Below are 18,242 nucleotides of genomic sequence, written 5' to 3'. Positions count from 1 at the left end.
TTGGGATCTTGAGTAAAATATAGTACTGGCATAGTAGGGTTAAAACCTAACAAGCAGTTGCAAGCGACACATTTTATTACGCCGTTTTTGTGCATTTGTCGCAGGCTCCAATTATTGCACAAAAACGCTACATAAAATATGCGCCTGAACTGGGCGTTAGGTCAATAATAGAGGACATATCCTTGGTTACAATTAAAGATGTTGTAAAAGTTGGTGGTATTTTAACTTTTGCTCTTGGTACAGGTGTTGCGGGTTATAACATTGTTGATAATTGGGTTGAAAACAAGATCAATAATAGAATTGTCCCATATGAACAGTTAATCTCAGGTATTGCATTAGTCCAAGATGCTGAGTATGACGATGCAGTTGAAGTATTGGAAAAAGCTATTTCTGGTTTGACGGCTCAAAAAATGGATGAGCAGCGTCGAAAAGCAGTGATCGATCACTATTTGACAGCAATAGTTAATTCGGAAGACATCACTCAACATTCTCCGGATTTCAATAAGTTGGAGGAGCAGTTAAAGCTTGTCCCTCAATATGGTTGGCACCTACACAATCTTGGTTGGTATCACCTTAGAACTAATGATGTTGATAAAGCCGAAGATTACTTTGACCATGCGCTCGATAAATACAGAGAAGATCAAGAGTATAGGGAAATGGCTGATAGTTATTGGGCGTTATCAATTGTAGCTTTAATAAATCAGGATATGAAAAAATCAATCGAATATACGCTGAAAGCAGAAGAAGCTAACCCACTAGGGTATTCACTAGAAGATTGGTTAAAAGACAAAGATGCGATGAAACTTGATCCTTGGTTCAGTCGTTTAATGAGGATTTATCCTGCTTATGGTCAATTGTTTGATGAATGGGTAAAAGAAGTAGAAAAGTTAGTTGGTGAGCGAAAGACCTAACAATAATTTAATCAGATTCGCAACGCTTGGCATTTGCGCTTTGAATTAACTTTAGTGTTTACGGCACAATGGTTTAGGTCAGGTGGCGGCGTTGCTCACTACTTAATTTGGCGTTAGGCTTTTGGAGGAAACATGGATAATTCCCTTAGACGAGCGAGTGAGACAGATATCCCTTTCTTGCTGTCATTACGTGATAAAACGATGAGGCAGTATCTAGAAGAAGTAGGTATGCCAACGAGTACTGAAGAATATGAAAAGAGAATACGCTTTGAATTTTCTCATGCGCAAATCGTTGAATTGGATGGGAAGCCTATTGGGTTGTTCAAAGCTACATACACCGAAGCACTTAACTATTGGTATTTGGTTCAAATTCAGATTTCTCCTGAGTATCAAGGTTTGAAAATTGGCAGTAAGCTAATTCTTGACCTAATTGCTAAAGCGCAAACAATGAAATCTAAGGTTGGGTTAAGCGTGATTGAAACGAATCCAGCTAAGCAATTGTATTTGAAATTGGGTTTTGAAATTGTGAAAAGCTCTGGGGCAGAGCACTTGTTGGAGCTGCAAGCCTAACAAACGACTATGGCGTTAATGATTAGTTTTTGGCTGTATTTTCATCCCATATAGCGCCATCTTTCAGCATAGAGTAAGGGTCACAACCATCTTTCGACCGCCTTGGATTATGCGCTTACCTTTGTAACGTCCACTTTCGTGTGTAATTGGAAAGACGACAATATCTCCTATTTTTGGGACGTTCTGCAATATTGTATTTTTGATCATGCTGATTGAGTTGGCATTATGTGGCAGGTATGGAATTCGAATATAAGAAAGTAAAACCAAATAATAGAGATTTTCAGTCATTAATCACTGAGCTGAATTTGTCACTTCGCAAGATTACTAATGACACAGGCGAAAGCTCTTTTGTATCTGATACTTATGATCCATTGAAAGATGGATGTATCGTGGTGTATCTGAATGATAGCGCTGTGGCATGTGGGGTGTTTAGATATCACGAAAGTGAAATTTGTGAACTTAAGCGGATGTACTCTAACAAAGCTGGTGCTGGCTCATATTGATTAAAACAACTCGAATGTTTTGCGATTGAAAAAGGGTATCGAAAAGCTATTTTATCGACACGTAGAGTTAACTCAAAAGCGGTGAGCTTTTATTGTCGCCACGCTTACTCAGAACCCAGTGCGTATGGCAAATATGTCGGTGTAGACCGTTCGATATACCTCTCAAAGATGCTAGCTTCATAACCACCATCTCTATTCATCGTTAGTTTCACGGAGGAAGCATGACAAGCGACCAATTATTGGAAAAGGCCCAGCATCCATCAACCCCCAACGAGCTTGTTCAGCGCTTTTATCAGAAGTGGTCCTTAATTTATGGACGTGACTTTAAGTGACTGACCTGTTCTGACAGTATCTAGAATAACTGGAACGGATTATGACTAGGAACGTAGAAACCACTCACCTGAATTTAATTACAACAGTAAATAACATACAAACGTAGAGGTAGCGCACAGAATCGAAAAAGGGGATATCGCGATTACGGAATCATTGATCTAGCCGATAGTGAGATAGTGATAAGAGGTCGATAATTCGTTGTCGGACTAAATTAGAACTTTAAATCTAATTTCTAAGTAGTTGTTATCTCAGGAAGAGTTTTTGTGCTATGCGCCCCTATATTAAATACATTATCCCTATTTTAATTCCTTTCATTATCCTCGTAATGCCGCTATCAGCGTTTCCATTTGAAGGCCTTACGATTATTCAACAACGCGTTATCGCGATCTTTTTATTAGCGGCATTGTGCTGGGTGTTCGAGCCTATCCCGATCTACGCGACGTCTGTTGTTATTATCGTTCTGCAATTATTGATGTTGTCGGATAAAGGGCTGATCTTTTTAAGGTTTGAGCATGGGCAGGAACATTTTGGTGAGTTGTTAAAATACAGCGACATTATGGCGACATTCGCAAGCCCAATCATCATGCTGTTTTTGGGCGGTTTTTTCTTAGCGATGGCCGCCACTAAGTATCGATTAGACGTAAACTTAGCCCGTGTATTATTGAAGCCATTTGGACAAGACCCAAAGTTTGTGATGCTCGGCTTAATGTTGATCACTGGTATCTTTTCGATGTTTATGTCTAACACGGCAACAACGGCAATGATGCTCTCTATTTTAACGCCGGTACTGGCTGTGTTTGGCCCGAAAGATCCCGGTCGTATAGCGTTTGCGCTTTGTATCCCTGTTGCCGCTAACATCGGTGGCATTGGTACCCCGATCGGTACTCCCCCGAACGCTATCGCACTTAAATATTTAGTCGGCGATAACCTCATTACGTTCGGTGAATGGATGGCATTTGGTGTGCCGTTTGTCGTTATTATGATGGCGTTAGCGTGGTTTTTAATAGGCTTTATGTACAAAGCTGACCAAAAGAAAATCGAGTTAAGCATTAAAGGTAAATTCCTTAAAACACCCAAAGCCATTGCGGTGTACGTCACTTTTGCGCTGACCATCATTCTTTGGTTAATGGGCTCAAGCCATGGCATGAACTCTTATACCGTCGCTCTGATTCCTGTCGCTGTATTCTCACTCACAGGGATCATCAATAAAGAAGACCTGAAGAAAATTTCTTGGGACGTACTGTGGCTTGTATCTGGTGGTATTGCACTTGGTTTAGCTCTCGATAAAACTGGCTTAGCAAGGCTCGTGGTACACAGCATTCCGTTTGATGCTTACTCACCCTATGTGGTGTTGTTCGGAGCGGCGTTCTTGTGTTTGGTAATGGCAAACTTTATGTCTCATACCGCAACGGCTAACTTGTTAATGCCAATTATGGCTGCATTGGGTTCGTCTATGGCTTCACTCACGCCACTAGGTGGTGAGTTAACGTTAATTCTGGTTGTGACTTTTGCCGCTTCATTAGGTATGTCGCTGCCAATCAGTACGCCACCGAATGCGTTGGCTCATGCCACGGGTCATGTGCAAAGTAATCAAATGGCCAGAATCGGTATTATTTTGGGTGTGGTTGGTGTGCTACTGAGTTTTGTTATGGTGTGGCTGCTACATTCAATTGGTCACATAGGATAACGATACGTGTATCAACAAAAGCTAGAAGCACTTATCGATCGTTATTTTAATCAGACCGAACGTCGGGTGACGTGCCGTGCCGGTAACACCATTATTGAACAATCAGCGTTAAACACTCGTTTGTATTATGTGTTTAGTGGAGAACTGGAAGGATTTTATTCCGAAGCGAATACACCGCAAGTGCGAGTGTTTAGCGCGGGTAGTGGGGCTTTTATTGGCGTTCATAGCTTCTTTTCAGGTAATTGGACAGCATCTTCAACGGTTGTTGCTAAAACCGATGTTGAGTTAGCGTGGATCGATAAAGACACGCCTGCAGAAGATGAACGTAAATTTGGCCCTCTTACCGCACAGTTCACACCTGTGATTGTCAATGAGTTGTCGCGTCGTCAACGCCGCGCAACACAAGAAGCGATAGCGAAACAAAAAGCGCTAGAGAAGTTACATACTGCTGAGCAAATGACGACCTTGGGTCAATTAGCTGCAGGGATTGCCCATGAGCTTAACAACGCTATTGGTGTAGTAAATAGCAAATCTGGTCGACTTGAAACGGTCATCATGGATCTGCTCGAAGAAGTGCATCCAGAAGCCAGTCAATTTTTCGATTTTGGGTTAATGCATGGTCAGAAAACGTCGTCGTCAGAAGCGCGAACACGTGGGCGACAATTTGAAAGAAAATATGGTTTAGACAAGAACATTACTCGCTCTCTTGCCAAGGCGATTCCAATTGACGCTTCATATGCAACAGACGTTATTTCAAAACATTGGCTGAAAAACCCAGAAGAAGCGATTCGCTTTTGGCAGATGGGTTGTGATTTACATGATTTACGTTTGGCATCTAGACACACCGTCGGCATCGTAAAATCGGTTAAACAACTTGGCAGAGTTGATATTGACACCGAAGAAGCGGTTGATATTAACGACTCCATTAACCATGCCTTATCGTTGTTACAAAGTGAGTTACGTAGAGTCTCTGTGCGATTGAGCCCTGCAGATTTGCCGACTTTTAAAGGCTCGAAAACAGAGCTCGTTCAGATTTGGGTCAACATTGTAAAGAACGCTTGTGATGCAATGTCGAATTCAGACGATGCTGCAATAGAAATTCAAACCAGATTAAGTAAGAAAAGAATATTAGTTACGATCACGAATAACGGCCCTGAGATAGACGAGGTGACTCGTAGAAAGGTATTTCAGCCCAACTTCACCACTAAAAAAGGTGGTTTATCGTTTGGATTGGGCTTGGGTTTATCAATCGTTAAGCGGATTGTGGCGGGTTATGGCGGAAGCATCATTGTGAAAAGTGATGCTTCTAAAACTGTATTTAGAATCAAGTTACCAATAGAGGGTGAACATGGAGAAGCTTAATTTAATCTGTGTCGATGACCAGAGAGAAGTACTGAGCGCAGTGGTACAAGATTTAGAGCCGCTGGCGAGTTGGCTGAATATTGAAGATTGTGAATCAGCGCAAGAAGTGCTTGATCTCATTGATGAACTTGACGCAGAAGGCGAACACATTACCGTCATCGTGTCTGATCATGTGATGCCAGGGAAAACGGGTGTGGAGTTACTCACTGAAGTGTTCCATGACAGCCGCTTTCCGAATACAAAGAAAATTCTTCTTACGGGGCAGGCCACTCATACCGATACCATCAATGCGATTAATGCAGCAGGCATCGACCGTTATTTTGAGAAGCCTTGGCAAGCAAGCACATTAGTTGAGTGCATTCGCACTCTTGTCACTGAGTACATATTTGATCAAGGGCTTGATTACACGGACTATCAGAATGAGCTTGACCAGCAGGTTGTGTTGAGACGCTTACGCTAGTTATTTATGTTAGCGACTTACGCTAGTCACTTATATCAGTCGCTTGAAATTATATGCACCGAAGGACGCTTTCTGAAGGGTTTTGTCTTTGAAAGACGTAATCATTCGGTGCATATATTACCTATCTCTTTTAGTAGTTTAGGTTTTAGTACTCAGTTATTAACACACTGGTTGCTGGCTTAAGTCTAAAACTCATACGCAACGCCAACAGATGCATTGTATTTTCTTCACGAACTATTCCCTGAACATGCAGCAGAACTAAAATGGGTCGCAGAGTATCAGTGTCGTTTGTTGGAAAAGTGAGAGTACTCGCTTTCTATCAGATGCAGCGGCAGATTAATTTATCCCAATATTGAACAGTCGTTAGCTTACAATCATTTTGGTTGGTAGTATTAATCACAATTCAACAGAGCGCTCGGCTGCAATGTGATTTAAACAAAACAGATAGGATATTTTATGGACAATGAGCAATTAGAGTATGCAGGTTTTTGGGTGCGATTAGGAGCTGCGTTGATTGATACCTTCCTGTTCTTACTGGTGACTATGCCTTTATTATATTGGGTATATGGTGATTACTATTTTGATTCAGATGAGTTCATCTTAGGCGGCTGGGATGTATTATTAAATTGGGTATTACCTTTTATCGCAACTGTTATATTTTGGGTTTATCGATCTGGTACTCCAGGCAAAATTGCTTTGAAGCTTCAAGTTGTGAATGCGGAGACTGGACAGGCGCTTTCTACGGGCAAATCAATTTTAAGGTACCTTGCGTATTACCTAAGTATTCTTCCATTGTGTCTTGGCTTTGTTTGGATTGCGTTTAGCGGAAAGAAACAAGGTTGGCATGATTTAATTGCCAATACAGTCGTTGTTAGACCTACAAATAAAGGTATTGAACCCGTACAGTTTGGAAAGCGAGCTTGAGAATAATTCCAACTGACAGATAACGCGTGAATCGTTATCTGTCTATTCATCTGCGATTCGCTTACGTCGTAATCCTGATGGCTTTGCGCGACTGCGGTGACTAATTCATTCGTTGGAAAAGTGAGGGTAGAACAATGATTTCATGGATAATAATGGTGTTTGCAACTATTGGAGCAATGGTCGTTAGTGTAATCAGTGGCTTCTTCTTTTTTGATGAGTTTATTGGTTTATGGCCTGAGCCTGTTGTTGGCTTTATTACAGCATTCCTCGTTGTTGCTACTGCCTATATCACTGCACCTAAATATCCAGTGATAATATCTGGGGTTGTATTGCTTCTCGGTTTTTTTGTATCTTGGAAATACCTTTCCATTGCTTCATACCCTGAATGGCATAAGTTAGCCTACCAACAGACTTATATACCATTATTTACAACACTTTTAGGTGGTGTAATAGGGGCATTGGTTATTATTTTTTACGGTCAATTTATTTTGGATAATTGCCTAACAAAACGATGAAATACAAATTTGTAACCAAGTAAATTGTTGCCTAAAAAGCACTCCAGCCGACAGTCAGTGGATGTATTTTCTGTCTCAACTTAGTTGGGTGTAATCGGTGCGTAGTTGTGAGTTCAAGTTTGTGCTGATTTATCGGGTTACATGGATTCTCTGTCGTCAAATATCCATAAAAATTATGCTGATGGTTTTATGATTGCGGTACCTTAGATTTGGGTTAATTCTCAACTTCTAGCTAATTATGTATTGCTCTATAATGGTCTCGTATTAAATGAGAAGAAGATAATGATGAACAATAATATAGAAATCATTACATACCTACGCGAGAGTATTCCGGCGTTTGAATGCGTTAAGGGCTGCCATGATTGTTGTGGGCCAGTAACGACTTCCTCGGAAGAAATGTCGCGTCTACCAATGAAATCTGACGCTGAACATGAAGCTGCCTTAGACGAATATAACTGTGTGTATTTAGGCCCCAATGGCTGTGAGGTATATGAAGAGCGACCATTAATTTGTCGGTTGTTTGGTACAACACCTCGTATGCCATGCCCAAATGGGTGTCGTCCGGTAGAGATGGTCAATTCAAAAATTGAACGTCAGGTGCATTACTTCATCAGAAATACTCGTCAGGTTTTAGTGTAGTTGGCTCAATAGCCAACAGAGCAAGCCACAATCACATAAGCATTAAAGATAGCCCACCTATAGCATTTTTAGTTTCGCACTTACGGTGGCTTTGTTTGGAAATAGTGCTGTTAACGGCGATTTAATAAAGCGCTAATCGATAGATATTAAATACGAAGGTCGATCATGAAAGGTAAAATCATCGAATGGAATGATGACAAAGGTTACGGTTTCATTTCCTCTCTAGGAGGTGAGCTTAAAGTATTTATTCATGCATCGTCGGTTAAGAATTCAAGACGCCGCCCCGCGTTACATGACAACGTGATGTTTGAAGTAAAGGAAGATAGTAAAGGCCGATTTAATGCCCAAAATGTTGTGATTGAAGGGGCAAATGGCTTTCCATTTACAGTATTGTTTGGTTTTAGCTTTTTGGTAGCGGCAAGCACGTCGATAGTTGTTTTTGATGGGTTATTGATACTCATCCCCGCATATTTAGTTTTGAGTCTATTCACTTACCTGATGTTTTCTTGGGATAAGCAAGCAGCCCAAAAGGGGAACTGGAGGACGTCAGAGAAAACCCTTCACTTGCTTTCATTATTCGGAGGGTGGCCTGGTGCGTTATTGGCGCAATTTCAGTTACGGCATAAGTCGAGTAAGCAGCCCTTCAAATTTGTTCTATGGGTTACCATCATACTAAATATTTGTGGTTTTATATGGTTACTTACAGGCGCTGAAGTCAGTTTTATAAGCAGCATTCTGAGTAGACTTTAACTCGCGTTTAACTGTTTCCAAGCGAGCTAGTAGGGTTGGATATATCAAGGTCAGTGAGCAATAAGGTCATTTACGAGTGTTCAGTGAGAATCCCGCGATTAAGCTTTATCAAGCAAAAGGTTTTACTAAGTTGTCTGAAGTGAAAGGGCTCGTTGAAATGGAGCTGCTTTTAGGACCGTCATTGAGAGGGTGTCATGGATAACCGTATCCAATTAAATTTTATTAAATACTTATTTTCAGAGTTGCTGTTTATTGTTATTGCATTAGGCCTTGTCTATTGGATATCAGACGGTGATCGTTCATCGCTGCTAACCATAGGGCTAATAATTTGTGTTCCCCCATTAATAAGAATTCTAATGTTGTGGTGGAAGCTTCGCGATAGCTCATTTGAAATCACGAACGGTCATGTACGTTTAAATGGAGTTGCTTGTGATGTGACTTTACAGCGCAGCTTTCTTCCGTTTGAAATTGGCTCATTCATCAAACTTTCATACACGAAAGGTGCAATGCAGAAACACAATATTTACCTTTCTAAAGGCGCAATGAACAAAGAAGAATGGAACCGTATGTTAGCGTGTCGAACATAGTTCCACTGCTTTCGTTTGTGTTGTGCGTCAGTTTGTATTTCGGATTTGGTTCGTGTGCTAGTATCGCTTTTTTTGCATCGAGCTAATCTATGACTAACGATCATTTCAAAGGCAAATATGAGGTTGAGCTGAAGTACCGACTTAGCTCTAAGTCTGAGTTCTTGAAAACGTTGAACCTAATTGCTCATGAAGTAATGCTGCAAGACAATCAAGAATGTGATTGGTATTTCGATAGCCCTGATAGAAGCTTACAAGCTCAGAACAAAAGCTTGTGTATTCGCACTATGGAGCCGTCGGGCATCAAACTATGGATCGTAAAAGGCCCTGAGTCTGATCGATGTGAAGCGACAAACATCACCAATGCGTCGAATGCTAAGAGTATGCTAGAGAACTTGGGGTACGAAGTGATTCTTAAAGCGCAGAAAACTCGCAGTATCTATTTTGTTGGAGAGTTCCATATCACCGTCGATTCTCTTGCGGGTATCGGTGATTTTGCTGAGTTTGCTATCATGACGGACGATGAATCTAAGTTGTCTGTGTATAAAAGTGAGCTTGAGTTGTTAGCCAGTAAGTTCGGGTTGACTCAATCGGCACTACAAACTCAGTCTTATAAACAGATGTTCGAGGAAATGAACGCATAGCAAAGCGCTTAAGCGTAAGGGAGAGTTATGGACACCATTATCAAACAAGCAATCGAATTGCGAAAGGAAGAGAAGTACCAAGAGTCGCGTGACTTATTGGCAACGCTACTCACTGATGAAAACTATGCAGCGAAAGCACATTTACAGATTGCGTGGTCTTACGACAACCAGGGCAAAGAGCAACAGGCGATTGATCACTATGTGCTGTCTCTGTCTGGCGTGCTTTCTTCAGTAGAGCGTTTTGATGCGCAGTTCGGTTTGGCGAGTACTTATCGAAGCCTTGGCCTTTATGCAGAGGCTTTAGGCTATTTCGAACAGACTATGGCTGAGTATCCTGACTCGATAGAAGTGAAACCTTTCTACGCAATGTGCTTGTACAATTTAGGTCGCCATAAAGAGGCGACATCGCTGTTACTTGAGCTTTTAGTTTCCACGACGAATAGCGAAGCGATCAAAGAGTACCAACGAGCGATCTCTTTATATGCTCAAGACTTAGATAAAACCTGGTAAACAGCCGCGTATAAAGCTCATCTGTTTGCTTAAATACGATGAGCTTAGCCTTGTGTTGCCTTCTTAGGACGAAACTTTCTGCCGTCCATGATATTCAAAGACATCAGTGTTAGGTTGGTCGCGCCTGCTATCAGTTCTAAAACCTGAACGCCATAAAACACTGAGCCGAACTCTCCTAAACTTGCCCACTGATTTAAAAAGTAAGCGGCCGGAATCAAAATAACGATCCCGTTGAACGCGATAATTGGCATGCGTTTACTCTTACGCTCAACTATTTTCCCTTTTCGTTGTTTTGCCATAGCTGCGCCGGTCGCACCAGTGATAGCAATGGCTGGGACAAGAATAAACAAGCCCGGAAAAACGATCATTGACTTGACTAGCTTCACTGATTCCAAAGTACCAAACAGTTCTACAAGTAATGTGCTGGTAAAGAATGTCGCGACACACAGTGTTGCTGTTAATGCCGCTGTTTTGTGGATTATTGGTTTCATATCATTTGCGCCTTTAATTTGGTAACATGTTGTCAATTTGGTTTAAGTCTAATTTAATGACAGCATGTTGTCAAAGTGAGTATTATGGATACGAATGGAGAAGTTTTCACAAAGATCGCACTAGAGATCTTTAAGGTCAGTGGTCTATTGAATGCTGAGGGTGACAAATTAACCGAAGAGTTAGGGTTAAGCAGTGCCAGATGGAAGGTGATGGGTGCGATCGAGAAGTCCGATGATCTGGTCACCGTTTCTCAAATTGCTCGTATTATGGGGCAAAGCAGACAAGCGACTCAGCGTGTTACCGACATCATGGTGAAAGATGGCCTGCTAACTTGGCTTGATAACCCGAATCACAAAAAAGCAAAGTTGGTTAACATGACTGAAAAGGGCAAGGAAGCGTATTCGCTGTTAGATAAAAAACAGGAAGTATGGGCTGAAAGTGGCGCTGAAAGCATTGAAAGAGACGAGCTTGATAAGGCGCTAATCACTCTGAAGAAGATGGCTACTTTCTTAGATAAATAAATAGATAAATAGATAAATAGATAAATAGATAGAGAGTGGAAGTTGAGAAGAGTACGGAAGCCTAAGCATCGATGTGATACTTAGGCTTCAGGGTATAGCTTCTGTTCTTTAGGAAAGCGTTACGCTGAAAGCTCTTTACGAACGATCTCTGCGCCAGCACTGAGCGCATTAAGCTTCGCTGAGGCAATTTCGCGAGGCAGGGGAGCCATGCCACAGTTGGTGCAAGGGTAGAGCTTATCGGCATCAACATACTTAAGTGTTTCTCGTAGAGTGTTAGCCACTTCTTCTGGTGTTTCAATCGAGTCGGTAGCCACATCAATCGCACCGACCATCACTTTCTTGCCTCGCACGAGTTCAAGTAGCTCAAGAGGTACATGAGAGTTGTGACACTCTAAAGAGATAATATCGATATTCGATTGCTGCAGCTTAGGAAATACTTCTTCGTATTGGCGCCACTCGGTGCCTAGTGTCTTTTTCCAATCCGTATTCGCTTTGATCCCGTAGCCATAACAAATATGCACTGCTGTTTCGCACTTAAGCCCTTCAATGGCTCTTTCTAAGCACGCGATGCCCCAATCATTCACTTCATCAAAAAACACGTTAAACGCAGGTTCATCGAACTGAATAATATCAACGCCTGCAGCCTCTAACTCTTTCGCTTCTTCGTTGAGGATCTTCGCAAATTCCCACGCCAGTTTTTCACGGCTTTGGTAATGCGCATCGTAAAGTGTATCAATCATGGTCATAGGCCCCGGCAGAGCCCATTTGATCGGTTGATTGGTTTGTTGACGTAAGAATTTAGCATCTTCGACAAACACGGATTTCTGACGAGAAACAGGGCCAACGACTGTAGGGACACTTGCATCGTAACGGTCGCGGATTTTAACGGTTTCACGCTTTTCAAAATCAACGCCATTCAAGTGTTCAATGAAGGTCGTTACAAAGTGCTGACGTGTTTGCTCACCGTCACTCACAATATCAATGCCTGCTTGCTGCTGCTCGTGCAGAGAGACACGCAGCGCATCTTGTTTGCCATCTGTGAGTTCAGCGCCTTGAAGTTTCCATGGCGACCAAAGCGTCTCTGGTTGTGCAAGCCAAGACGGTTTCGGCAAGCTGCCCGCTGTTGAAGTCGGTAATAGTGTTTTCATAATAATACTGCCTATCCTTGGGTGGTTTGAGAGCGCAATAGACGATTAAAGTGCGTAATTTGCCGACCAGTTCTCTAGAACTGATTGGTATGGCTTAATGAAATTCTCTTCTGCGAATTTACCTTGTTCAACCGCTAGCTGGCTTCGTTCTTCACGGTCGTACACGATTTGAGTCAGCGAGTGATCCAAGTTTTTCAAGTTTGGTTGGTAACAGTTGCCTGCAACCGCGTTCGCGTTGTAAATCTCAGGACGGTAGATTTTCTGGAACGTGCCCATGGTACTAATGGTGCTGATAAGCTCTAGGTTCGAGTAATCGTTCAGTAGATCACCAAAGAAATAGAAAGCCAAAGGTGCAACACTGTTTGGCGGCATGAAATAACGAACCTGTAAGCCCATCTTCTTAAAATATTGCTCAGTTAAAGAAGACTCATTCGGTTGGTATTCAAAACCTAATACAGGGTGTTGGTTTTCAGTGCGATAATAGGTTTTATTATCTGACACGCTTAAGCAAATAACAGGTGGTTTATTAAAGTTCTTTTTGTAAGCGTCAGAGTTAACGAAATATTTAAAAAGCTTACCGTGTAAGTCACCAAAATCTTCTGGAATGCTGAATTTATCTTGGCCTTTATTATGATCCAATAGACGTACGCTAAAGTCATAATCTCGAACATAAGAAGAGAAGTTATTTCCGATAATGCCTTCAATACGCTCGTTAGTTTTACGGTCTACAATATTGGTTTTCAGCACTTCAATTGAAGGGAATGCTTCGCCGTTGCTTTCAATATCCATATCAACAGAAATGATTTCAAGCTCAACAGAGTAACGGTCGCCCTTAGGATTGTCCCAGTGTGCTAACGCGTTGAAACTGTTATCGATCATTTGTAGCGCATTACGCAAGTTCGCTTGGCGGCTGTCACCGCGAGCCAGGTTAGCAAAGTTGGTTGTGATGCGCGTGCTGTCTGCAGGCTGGTAGTTTTCGTCGAGGCTAATGCTCTTAATCGTAAAATTAAATTCTTTATTCATGCTGATTTAGTATCCCAATTTGTTTTCTGATTCTCTCGGTCTTTAGTATTAAAACGGCTTTTATTTTTTGCTTGTGACCGGATTAAGAATCGAAGGCTATGCTGTCTGACATTAAGGCTTAGTAGAATTAATGTCGTATAAAGTTAATCGCTTAAGGTTTTTATACGTTGATAGGTTCACCATTAACAATGGTATTACTTCACATTGAACATGAGGAATATTCATGATCTATTCTGTTTGAATATTTAAGCCGGTGTCAGTTATATTAATTAGCTTGATGGAAATATAACCACATTAATAGTGTGTTATTTAAGACGATTAATTTAATTAAGAGATGGATGAAATGAGTGAATTGCTGTTGTTGATTTTATACTGTGCATTATTAGGCAGTGGTGTTGGTTTTCTTGCCGGGCTTTTGGGGATTGGCGGAGGGCTGATCATTGTTCCGGTGCTAAGCAGCATTTTACTTCACTTAGAGATTCTACCTGCGGATCAAGTGGTTGTTGCGGCCATCGCTACTTCGTTGGCATCGATACTGTTCACCTCAACTTCTTCTGCACTTGCTCACCACAAGAATGGAAACGTGCCTTGGGATCTGGCGCCTTGGATCATGCTCGGTGTTGCTCTGGGTGCACTGGTTAGTGGCTTTATGGCAGCTCTGTTGCCAGAAACAGTCGTTCGTATTGTGTTTGCCGTGAGTGTGGTTCTTATTGCGATCAAGATGTTCTTAAGCAGTAAAAATGATGCACCTAAGGAACGAAAACTGCCAAATAAGGGCGTGCTAACTGTGCTGACAACCATTACGGGTGGCTTGTCTGCCATGATAGGCATTGGTGGTGGTGCATTGCTGGTTCCGCTATTAACGTTCTTCTCTGTCGATATGAAAAAGGCCATCGGTTGTGCCTCAGCTTGTGGCATTGTGATCGCGTTGTTTGGCTCGATAGGTTACATCAGCTCAGGCAGCAGCCACTTTGCTCTATCAGACGGCTTTGCTGGCTTTGTTTATCTGCCTGCGCTGCTGGGTATTGTGTGCACGTCTTGGTTTACGGCTCCTTTAGGCGCAAAAGCCACCAATCATTTACCGGTTCCAACGATTAAGAAAATCTTCTCAGTACTATTGGTTGTTATCGCGGCAAGCATGGTGGCGCGTTAATTAAAGACCACCCTCTGGCATGTACTGATTCAGTTTCTTTATCAATTAGACATTTAGGTGCGAGAAAATGCATGTAAATGTCTAATTGCGATCTGAGTCTATCAATCGCCGTATTTACGCCTGTTAATGCATCATAGCTCATAATAAGATTGTTCACGTTTTATAAATATTCTAATGTGGTCAAATACTTACCTAAAGGAGCTAGTGATGGCACGAGAAATCTCATTTCAGAACAACGGCACACATTGGAACGTTGTTCTATCAATGACGATAAGTTACGTGATCGTATCTTTAGCTATTAACTTCTTTTATCACACTGAACTCCAGTTTTTCTCTTTCGTTACTTCAATCATCATCATGGTTGCTTTCTACGCTCTCGCCTCAAGATTCACTAAAAGCAATCTATCTTTAGTGGGTGAAGACGTACATCTACATGGTATTAAAGCGGACTTAGTAATCAAAAACTCTGTCTTTGCTCGACAATATATTCAAGTTAAATCTCTGACTCAAAAGGGCTATTACAAGGTGAATATTCGGAAAGGCCAGGTAGAGAAATCTGATTGGGAAATGATGTTGAGCAAGGCTTCTCTGCAAAACGTTTAACGTTAACGCTTAATGGAAAGTACTCATATCAGTATCTTCTATCAACATGATTACCTTCATAAAACATTGTTATTTAACCCAATTCACTGCTATAGCTAAATGTATCTTGTTTGATTCAACGGAATGCTATCAATGAGTGATTTATGGATCCTTTAACGCAGGGCGTGTTAGGCGCTTCTTTGTCACAATCGGCCAGCAAAAAACAACATGTGGTTGTTGCTGGGGTATTAGGGCTGCTCTCCGGGTTAGCGCCAGATTTAGATGCACTGATTAAGTCTCAAAGTGACCCTTTGTTGGCTTTGGAATTTCATCGACAATTTACCCATTCACTATTCTTTATCCCCATTGGCAGTTTGATCTGCGCCTTGGTTCTGCATCATCTGATTGCAAAAAGACGTGGGCTTACTTTCAAACAAAGTTGGCTGTTTTGTGCTCTGGGTTATGGCACTCATGCACTGTTAGACGCTTGTACCACTTATGGTACGCAGTTACTTTGGCCTTTCACCAACGCACGTTTTGCTTGGAACACCATCTCAATCATCGATCCTGTTTATACGCTTCCCATCCTAGTGTTGCTTGTGTGTGCAACGTTGAAACGAGCGCCTTGGCTCGCGCGTGTCGCGTTTGCTTGGGCGCTAATTTATCCAACATTAGGGATGATTCAACGAGACAGGGCAGAGGCGGTTGGGTGGCAATTAGCGCAAGAAAGGCAACACACACCGATTCGATTAGAGGCAAAACCAAGCTTTGCTAATATCTTGGTTTGGAAAGTGGTGTACGAAACAGAGGCTCAATATCATGTAGACGCCGTGCGGGTTGGCACATCGGTAAACGTATATCCCGGAGAGTCGATTGCGAAGCTGAACGTTAGCAGGGATTTACTTTGGCTTGATCCTGACTCTCAACAAGCCAAAGACATTGAGCGCTTCCGCTGGTTTTCAAATGGTTATATTGCTCAGGACCCAACAGACGAGCTACGTATTATCGATGTCCGATATTCAATTGTACCGAATCAAATGAAAGCACTTTGGAGCATCAAGCTATCAAAAGCAGTTGATGCAAATACGCATGTAAAATACGAAACGCACAGAGACAACACGCCAGAATCGAGACAGATCTTCTTCGGTATGCTCACTGGCGATAAATGATCTAGTTCTGAAGAGTAAAAAGGCTGAGTCAGGTAATCTGCTTAGCCTTTTTATTCCACTGTTACTTAGCTTTCTTTGTTCGAAAACTAGGTAATAAAATACTACAGATAACGGCTTCTCAAATGATCTTTGAAGTACTGCGGATTCAAGGTTTCACCTGTTGCGCCTTTCACCAAGTCATCAGTGGTCAGCAGGCTGCCTTTACTCCAAATATTCGATTCTAACCAAGTGAAGATAGGCGATAGGTCGCCACTTTCAATCACAGCGTTCACATCCACTGTTTTCTTCATTGAAGCCATGAACTGAGCCGCGTATATCGCCCCTAGTGTGTACGATGGGAAATAACCAAATGCGCCGCGATCTATGGTGTAATGTAACCTGCAAATCTTTAGATTAGGTAGATCCTAGTTTAACTCGTTTTGCCCTATTGTGAGTTTCAGTTTTTCTTCTCATCTAATCTAGGCTCGTTCTTTCCATTGGCAGGGATTGTCAAATAGATCATTAATTCATTATCGACTAAGCTGTTCCATTGTTGAGCAAGGAAACTACTCGTCACGCAATTAAATAACTTTTCGGATAAAACTAAGAAATATTTTTTTGTGAAAGTTTGCGTTATCCAACCTTTGCCTTAAAGTTTATATAAGGTAGTGAAGTAAAGTGCTTAGGCCGATCCAAAACGGTTCCCAACAGGTGAGTTAATATGTTTAGTTATATTATTTGGATTGGGTTGTCTGTAGCTGTTGGTGCTTATGCAAAGCGTAAAGGAAGATCTGGTATAGGTTTTTTCTTTTTGTCCTTTATTCTTAGTCCAATTTTTGGAGCAATCATTGTACTGTTACCAACCCCAAGTCAGCAGAATAAATGGTCATACTTAACATTTGCTGCTTTTTTGGGAGGATTTTTAGGATATATAGGAATGTCTGATAACGATAATACCTATGTCGAGGATAAAAAGAGTCGTAATAATCAAGCTTCTGTTCAATCCAAAACAGTAACTGCATCTGATACAACTATTACAATTAGTGATTTTTACGTAACCGCAAGTGAATTAAACGTTAGACTGTCTCCGGCTAAGAGAGGCAAGAAAACCAATGTAATATATCGACGACAATTGGTGCAGGTCTTTGAGACGACTAATGGTTGGTCAAGAATTTCCAAGTACTATGATGGCACTATAGAAGGTGTTGATGGGGAAGTAGCGAGGTGGGTTTCTTCTAAGTATCTGTCAAAACATAAACCAACTGAATTGAGAGTTATGTCATCTAACAGGTTAGAAGCTGCGTTAGATAGTTCTGATGACTACATATCTTACAAGGCAAAGTTCATCAAAGTATCGAAGGATCTCATAAACACAGGAGTCTGTTCAGTGGAGGATTTTGAGCACCAAGGTGGTTGGGTACGTTCAGTTAACTACAAGCCAAGAAGAGTGTATTTTACCTATTGTGGTAATCATAGTAACACTTCTGGAAGAGTTTATTATGAGCCATCATCTGGCAATGTTTTTAAATAAACTTGAGTATTGAATAACAAAAAACCACCTTAGCTAGCATGACATAACTCGAAACTTCCCCATTCTGTGTTAACGTAATTACTCAGTGGCAGATCGAGCCACTGAGATTATCGCACTTTTACTTATGGTTGCTATTACCGGAGTTGTGAAAGGAATCTCCCAAAAGTGTGCGCAGACGATGTTCTCATCTTGTAATTTTCGTATGCATCATTGTGTTTTTCGTTGGCAGTAATATCTCGCAACTGGCCAAAT

General features: G+C 41.5%; 21 protein-coding genes and 2 pseudogenes. 19 read left to right on the top strand and 4 right to left on the bottom strand.

What is annotated here, in order from left to right:
• Positions 1 to 182 precede the first annotated feature (182 nt).
• The 14 genes and pseudogenes from AACT19_RS18525 (at position 183) to AACT19_RS18460 (ending at position 10,392) form a co-directional block, all read left to right on the top strand.
• The gene (locus AACT19_RS18525; protein ID WP_076648012.1) at positions 183 to 911 is read left to right on the top strand and encodes a tetratricopeptide repeat protein; all 729 of its coding nucleotides are present in this window, start codon (positions 183 to 185) and stop codon (positions 909 to 911) included.
• A gap of 132 nt (positions 912 to 1,043) precedes the next feature.
• Positions 1,044 to 1,481 carry a GNAT family N-acetyltransferase gene (locus AACT19_RS18520; protein ID WP_076648009.1) on the top strand — a complete coding sequence of 146 codons (438 nt, stop codon included), beginning with the start codon at positions 1,044 to 1,046 and terminating at the stop codon, positions 1,479 to 1,481.
• A gap of 236 nt (positions 1,482 to 1,717) precedes the next feature.
• The gene (locus AACT19_RS18515) at positions 1,718 to 1,984 is read left to right on the top strand and encodes a hypothetical protein (protein ID WP_242658966.1); all 267 of its coding nucleotides are present in this window, start codon (positions 1,718 to 1,720) and stop codon (positions 1,982 to 1,984) included.
• 601 nt (positions 1,985 to 2,585) lie between these two features.
• The gene (locus tag AACT19_RS18510) at positions 2,586 to 4,004 is read left to right on the top strand and encodes an SLC13 family permease (protein WP_065606706.1); all 1,419 of its coding nucleotides are present in this window, start codon (positions 2,586 to 2,588) and stop codon (positions 4,002 to 4,004) included.
• Between the two features lie 6 nt (positions 4,005 to 4,010).
• A complete protein-coding gene (locus AACT19_RS18505) occupies positions 4,011 to 5,366 on the top strand; it encodes an ATP-binding protein (RefSeq protein WP_076648006.1) in 1,356 nt (451 codons plus the stop codon).
• Positions 5,353 to 5,826, top strand: coding sequence for a response regulator (locus AACT19_RS18500; RefSeq protein WP_017062404.1), 474 nt, complete (start codon positions 5,353 to 5,355; stop codon positions 5,824 to 5,826). The genes AACT19_RS18505 and AACT19_RS18500 overlap by 14 nt, the downstream gene beginning before the upstream one ends.
• A 456-nt stretch (positions 5,827 to 6,282) precedes the next feature.
• Entirely contained in the window at positions 6,283 to 6,750 is a 468-nt protein-coding gene (locus AACT19_RS18495) for an RDD family protein (RefSeq protein WP_004733554.1), read from the top strand.
• Between the two features lie 134 nt (positions 6,751 to 6,884).
• Positions 6,885 to 7,265: a hypothetical protein gene (locus AACT19_RS18490; RefSeq protein WP_165689852.1), complete on the top strand. Its 381-nt coding sequence runs from the start codon at positions 6,885 to 6,887 to the stop codon at positions 7,263 to 7,265.
• A gap of 285 nt (positions 7,266 to 7,550) precedes the next feature.
• The gene (locus AACT19_RS18485; RefSeq protein WP_076648095.1) at positions 7,551 to 7,904 is read left to right on the top strand and encodes a YkgJ family cysteine cluster protein; all 354 of its coding nucleotides are present in this window, start codon (positions 7,551 to 7,553) and stop codon (positions 7,902 to 7,904) included.
• Between the two features lie 165 nt (positions 7,905 to 8,069).
• Entirely contained in the window at positions 8,070 to 8,654 is a 585-nt protein-coding gene (locus tag AACT19_RS18480; RefSeq protein WP_076648003.1) for a DUF1294 domain-containing protein, read from the top strand.
• A 70-nt stretch (positions 8,655 to 8,724) separates the two neighbouring features.
• Positions 8,725 to 8,856 (top strand): annotated as a pseudogene (locus tag AACT19_RS18475) (GNAT family N-acetyltransferase); the annotation flags it as partial.
• Positions 8,849 to 9,241: a hypothetical protein gene (locus AACT19_RS18470; protein WP_076648001.1), complete on the top strand. Its 393-nt coding sequence runs from the start codon at positions 8,849 to 8,851 to the stop codon at positions 9,239 to 9,241. The pseudogene AACT19_RS18475 and the gene AACT19_RS18470, both read left to right, overlap by 8 nt.
• A gap of 89 nt (positions 9,242 to 9,330) precedes the next feature.
• Positions 9,331 to 9,882: a class IV adenylate cyclase gene (cyaB, locus tag AACT19_RS18465; RefSeq protein WP_076647998.1), complete on the top strand. Its 552-nt coding sequence runs from the start codon at positions 9,331 to 9,333 to the stop codon at positions 9,880 to 9,882.
• A 27-nt stretch (positions 9,883 to 9,909) separates the two neighbouring features.
• On the top strand, positions 9,910 to 10,392 hold the full coding sequence (locus AACT19_RS18460; RefSeq protein WP_076647995.1) for a tetratricopeptide repeat protein: 483 nt from the start codon (positions 9,910 to 9,912) through the stop codon (positions 10,390 to 10,392).
• Between the two features lie 44 nt (positions 10,393 to 10,436).
• Here the strand turns inward: AACT19_RS18460 and AACT19_RS18455 are convergent, their stop codons facing one another.
• Positions 10,437 to 10,883, bottom strand: coding sequence for a hypothetical protein (locus AACT19_RS18455; protein ID WP_076647993.1), 447 nt, complete (start codon positions 10,881 to 10,883; stop codon positions 10,437 to 10,439).
• An 84-nt stretch (positions 10,884 to 10,967) separates the two neighbouring features.
• On the opposite strand from AACT19_RS18455, the gene AACT19_RS18450 reads away from it, so the two are divergent.
• Positions 10,968 to 11,405, top strand: coding sequence for a MarR family winged helix-turn-helix transcriptional regulator (locus AACT19_RS18450; protein WP_017077136.1), 438 nt, complete (start codon positions 10,968 to 10,970; stop codon positions 11,403 to 11,405).
• 119 nt (positions 11,406 to 11,524) lie between these two features.
• Here the strand turns inward: AACT19_RS18450 and AACT19_RS18445 are convergent, their stop codons facing one another.
• The gene (locus AACT19_RS18445; protein WP_076647990.1) at positions 11,525 to 12,553 is read right to left on the bottom strand and encodes a methionine synthase; all 1,029 of its coding nucleotides are present in this window, start codon (positions 12,551 to 12,553) and stop codon (positions 11,525 to 11,527) included.
• 45 nt (positions 12,554 to 12,598) lie between these two features.
• The gene (locus AACT19_RS18440; RefSeq protein ID WP_029224214.1) at positions 12,599 to 13,576 is read right to left on the bottom strand and encodes a DUF1852 domain-containing protein; all 978 of its coding nucleotides are present in this window, start codon (positions 13,574 to 13,576) and stop codon (positions 12,599 to 12,601) included.
• 343 nt (positions 13,577 to 13,919) lie between these two features.
• On the opposite strand from AACT19_RS18440, the gene AACT19_RS18435 reads away from it, so the two are divergent.
• From AACT19_RS18435 to AACT19_RS18425, 3 genes are all read left to right on the top strand, one after another.
• Positions 13,920 to 14,729, top strand: coding sequence for a sulfite exporter TauE/SafE family protein (locus AACT19_RS18435; protein ID WP_076648092.1), 810 nt, complete (start codon positions 13,920 to 13,922; stop codon positions 14,727 to 14,729).
• Between the two features lie 174 nt (positions 14,730 to 14,903).
• Positions 14,904 to 15,332, top strand: a complete 429-nt coding sequence (locus AACT19_RS18430) for a hypothetical protein (RefSeq protein WP_083717895.1) — start codon at positions 14,904 to 14,906, stop codon at positions 15,330 to 15,332.
• 143 nt (positions 15,333 to 15,475) lie between these two features.
• Complete coding sequence (locus AACT19_RS18425; RefSeq protein WP_076647984.1) at positions 15,476 to 16,480, top strand: metal-dependent hydrolase; 1,005 nt, start codon at positions 15,476 to 15,478, stop codon at positions 16,478 to 16,480.
• Positions 16,481 to 16,581: 101 nt separating this feature from the next.
• Here AACT19_RS18425 and AACT19_RS18420 read toward each other — a convergent pair.
• Positions 16,582 to 16,839 (bottom strand): annotated as a pseudogene (locus AACT19_RS18420) (carboxypeptidase M32); the annotation flags it as partial.
• A 341-nt stretch (positions 16,840 to 17,180) separates the two neighbouring features.
• On the opposite strand from AACT19_RS18420, the gene AACT19_RS18415 reads away from it, so the two are divergent.
• A complete protein-coding gene (locus AACT19_RS18415; protein WP_076647978.1) occupies positions 17,181 to 17,990 on the top strand; it encodes an SH3 domain-containing protein in 810 nt (269 codons plus the stop codon).
• Positions 17,991 to 18,242: the final 252 nt, after the last annotated feature.

The sequence above is a fragment of the Vibrio sp. 10N.222.47.A9 genome (genome assembly GCF_963872585.1).
GTDB lineage: Bacteria > Pseudomonadota > Gammaproteobacteria > Enterobacterales > Vibrionaceae > Vibrio > Vibrio splendidus.
The sequence above is the reverse complement of the archived record's forward strand: the minus strand, read 5'-3'. Positions and strand labels throughout refer to the sequence as shown.

Coding starts and splice junctions, on each gene's coding strand:
- AACT19_RS18500 (WP_017062404.1), top strand. CDS start 5,353: ATGGAGAAGCTTAATTTAATCTGTGTCGATGACCAGAGAGAAGTACTG.
- AACT19_RS18510 (WP_065606706.1), top strand. CDS start 2,586: ATGCGCCCCTATATTAAATACATTATCCCTATTTTAATTCCTTTCATT.
- AACT19_RS18460 (WP_076647995.1), top strand. CDS start 9,910: ATGGACACCATTATCAAACAAGCAATCGAATTGCGAAAGGAAGAGAAG.
- AACT19_RS18450 (WP_017077136.1), top strand. CDS start 10,968: ATGGATACGAATGGAGAAGTTTTCACAAAGATCGCACTAGAGATCTTT.
- AACT19_RS18470 (WP_076648001.1), top strand. CDS start 8,849: ATGGATAACCGTATCCAATTAAATTTTATTAAATACTTATTTTCAGAG.
- AACT19_RS18485 (WP_076648095.1), top strand. CDS start 7,551: ATGAACAATAATATAGAAATCATTACATACCTACGCGAGAGTATTCCG.
- AACT19_RS18445 (WP_076647990.1), bottom strand. CDS start 12,553: ATGAAAACACTATTACCGACTTCAACAGCGGGCAGCTTGCCGAAACCG.
- AACT19_RS18415 (WP_076647978.1), top strand. CDS start 17,181: ATGTTTAGTTATATTATTTGGATTGGGTTGTCTGTAGCTGTTGGTGCT.
- AACT19_RS18455 (WP_076647993.1), bottom strand. CDS start 10,883: ATGAAACCAATAATCCACAAAACAGCGGCATTAACAGCAACACTGTGT.
- AACT19_RS18495 (WP_004733554.1), top strand. CDS start 6,283: ATGGACAATGAGCAATTAGAGTATGCAGGTTTTTGGGTGCGATTAGGA.
- AACT19_RS18490 (WP_165689852.1), top strand. CDS start 6,885: ATGATTTCATGGATAATAATGGTGTTTGCAACTATTGGAGCAATGGTC.
- AACT19_RS18430 (WP_083717895.1), top strand. CDS start 14,904: ATGTGGTCAAATACTTACCTAAAGGAGCTAGTGATGGCACGAGAAATC.
- AACT19_RS18515 (WP_242658966.1), top strand. CDS start 1,718: ATGGAATTCGAATATAAGAAAGTAAAACCAAATAATAGAGATTTTCAG.
- AACT19_RS18440 (WP_029224214.1), bottom strand. CDS start 13,576: ATGAATAAAGAATTTAATTTTACGATTAAGAGCATTAGCCTCGACGAA.
- AACT19_RS18520 (WP_076648009.1), top strand. CDS start 1,044: ATGGATAATTCCCTTAGACGAGCGAGTGAGACAGATATCCCTTTCTTG.
- AACT19_RS18435 (WP_076648092.1), top strand. CDS start 13,920: ATGAGTGAATTGCTGTTGTTGATTTTATACTGTGCATTATTAGGCAGT.
- cyaB (WP_076647998.1), top strand. CDS start 9,331: ATGACTAACGATCATTTCAAAGGCAAATATGAGGTTGAGCTGAAGTAC.
- AACT19_RS18480 (WP_076648003.1), top strand. CDS start 8,070: ATGAAAGGTAAAATCATCGAATGGAATGATGACAAAGGTTACGGTTTC.
- AACT19_RS18425 (WP_076647984.1), top strand. CDS start 15,476: ATGGATCCTTTAACGCAGGGCGTGTTAGGCGCTTCTTTGTCACAATCG.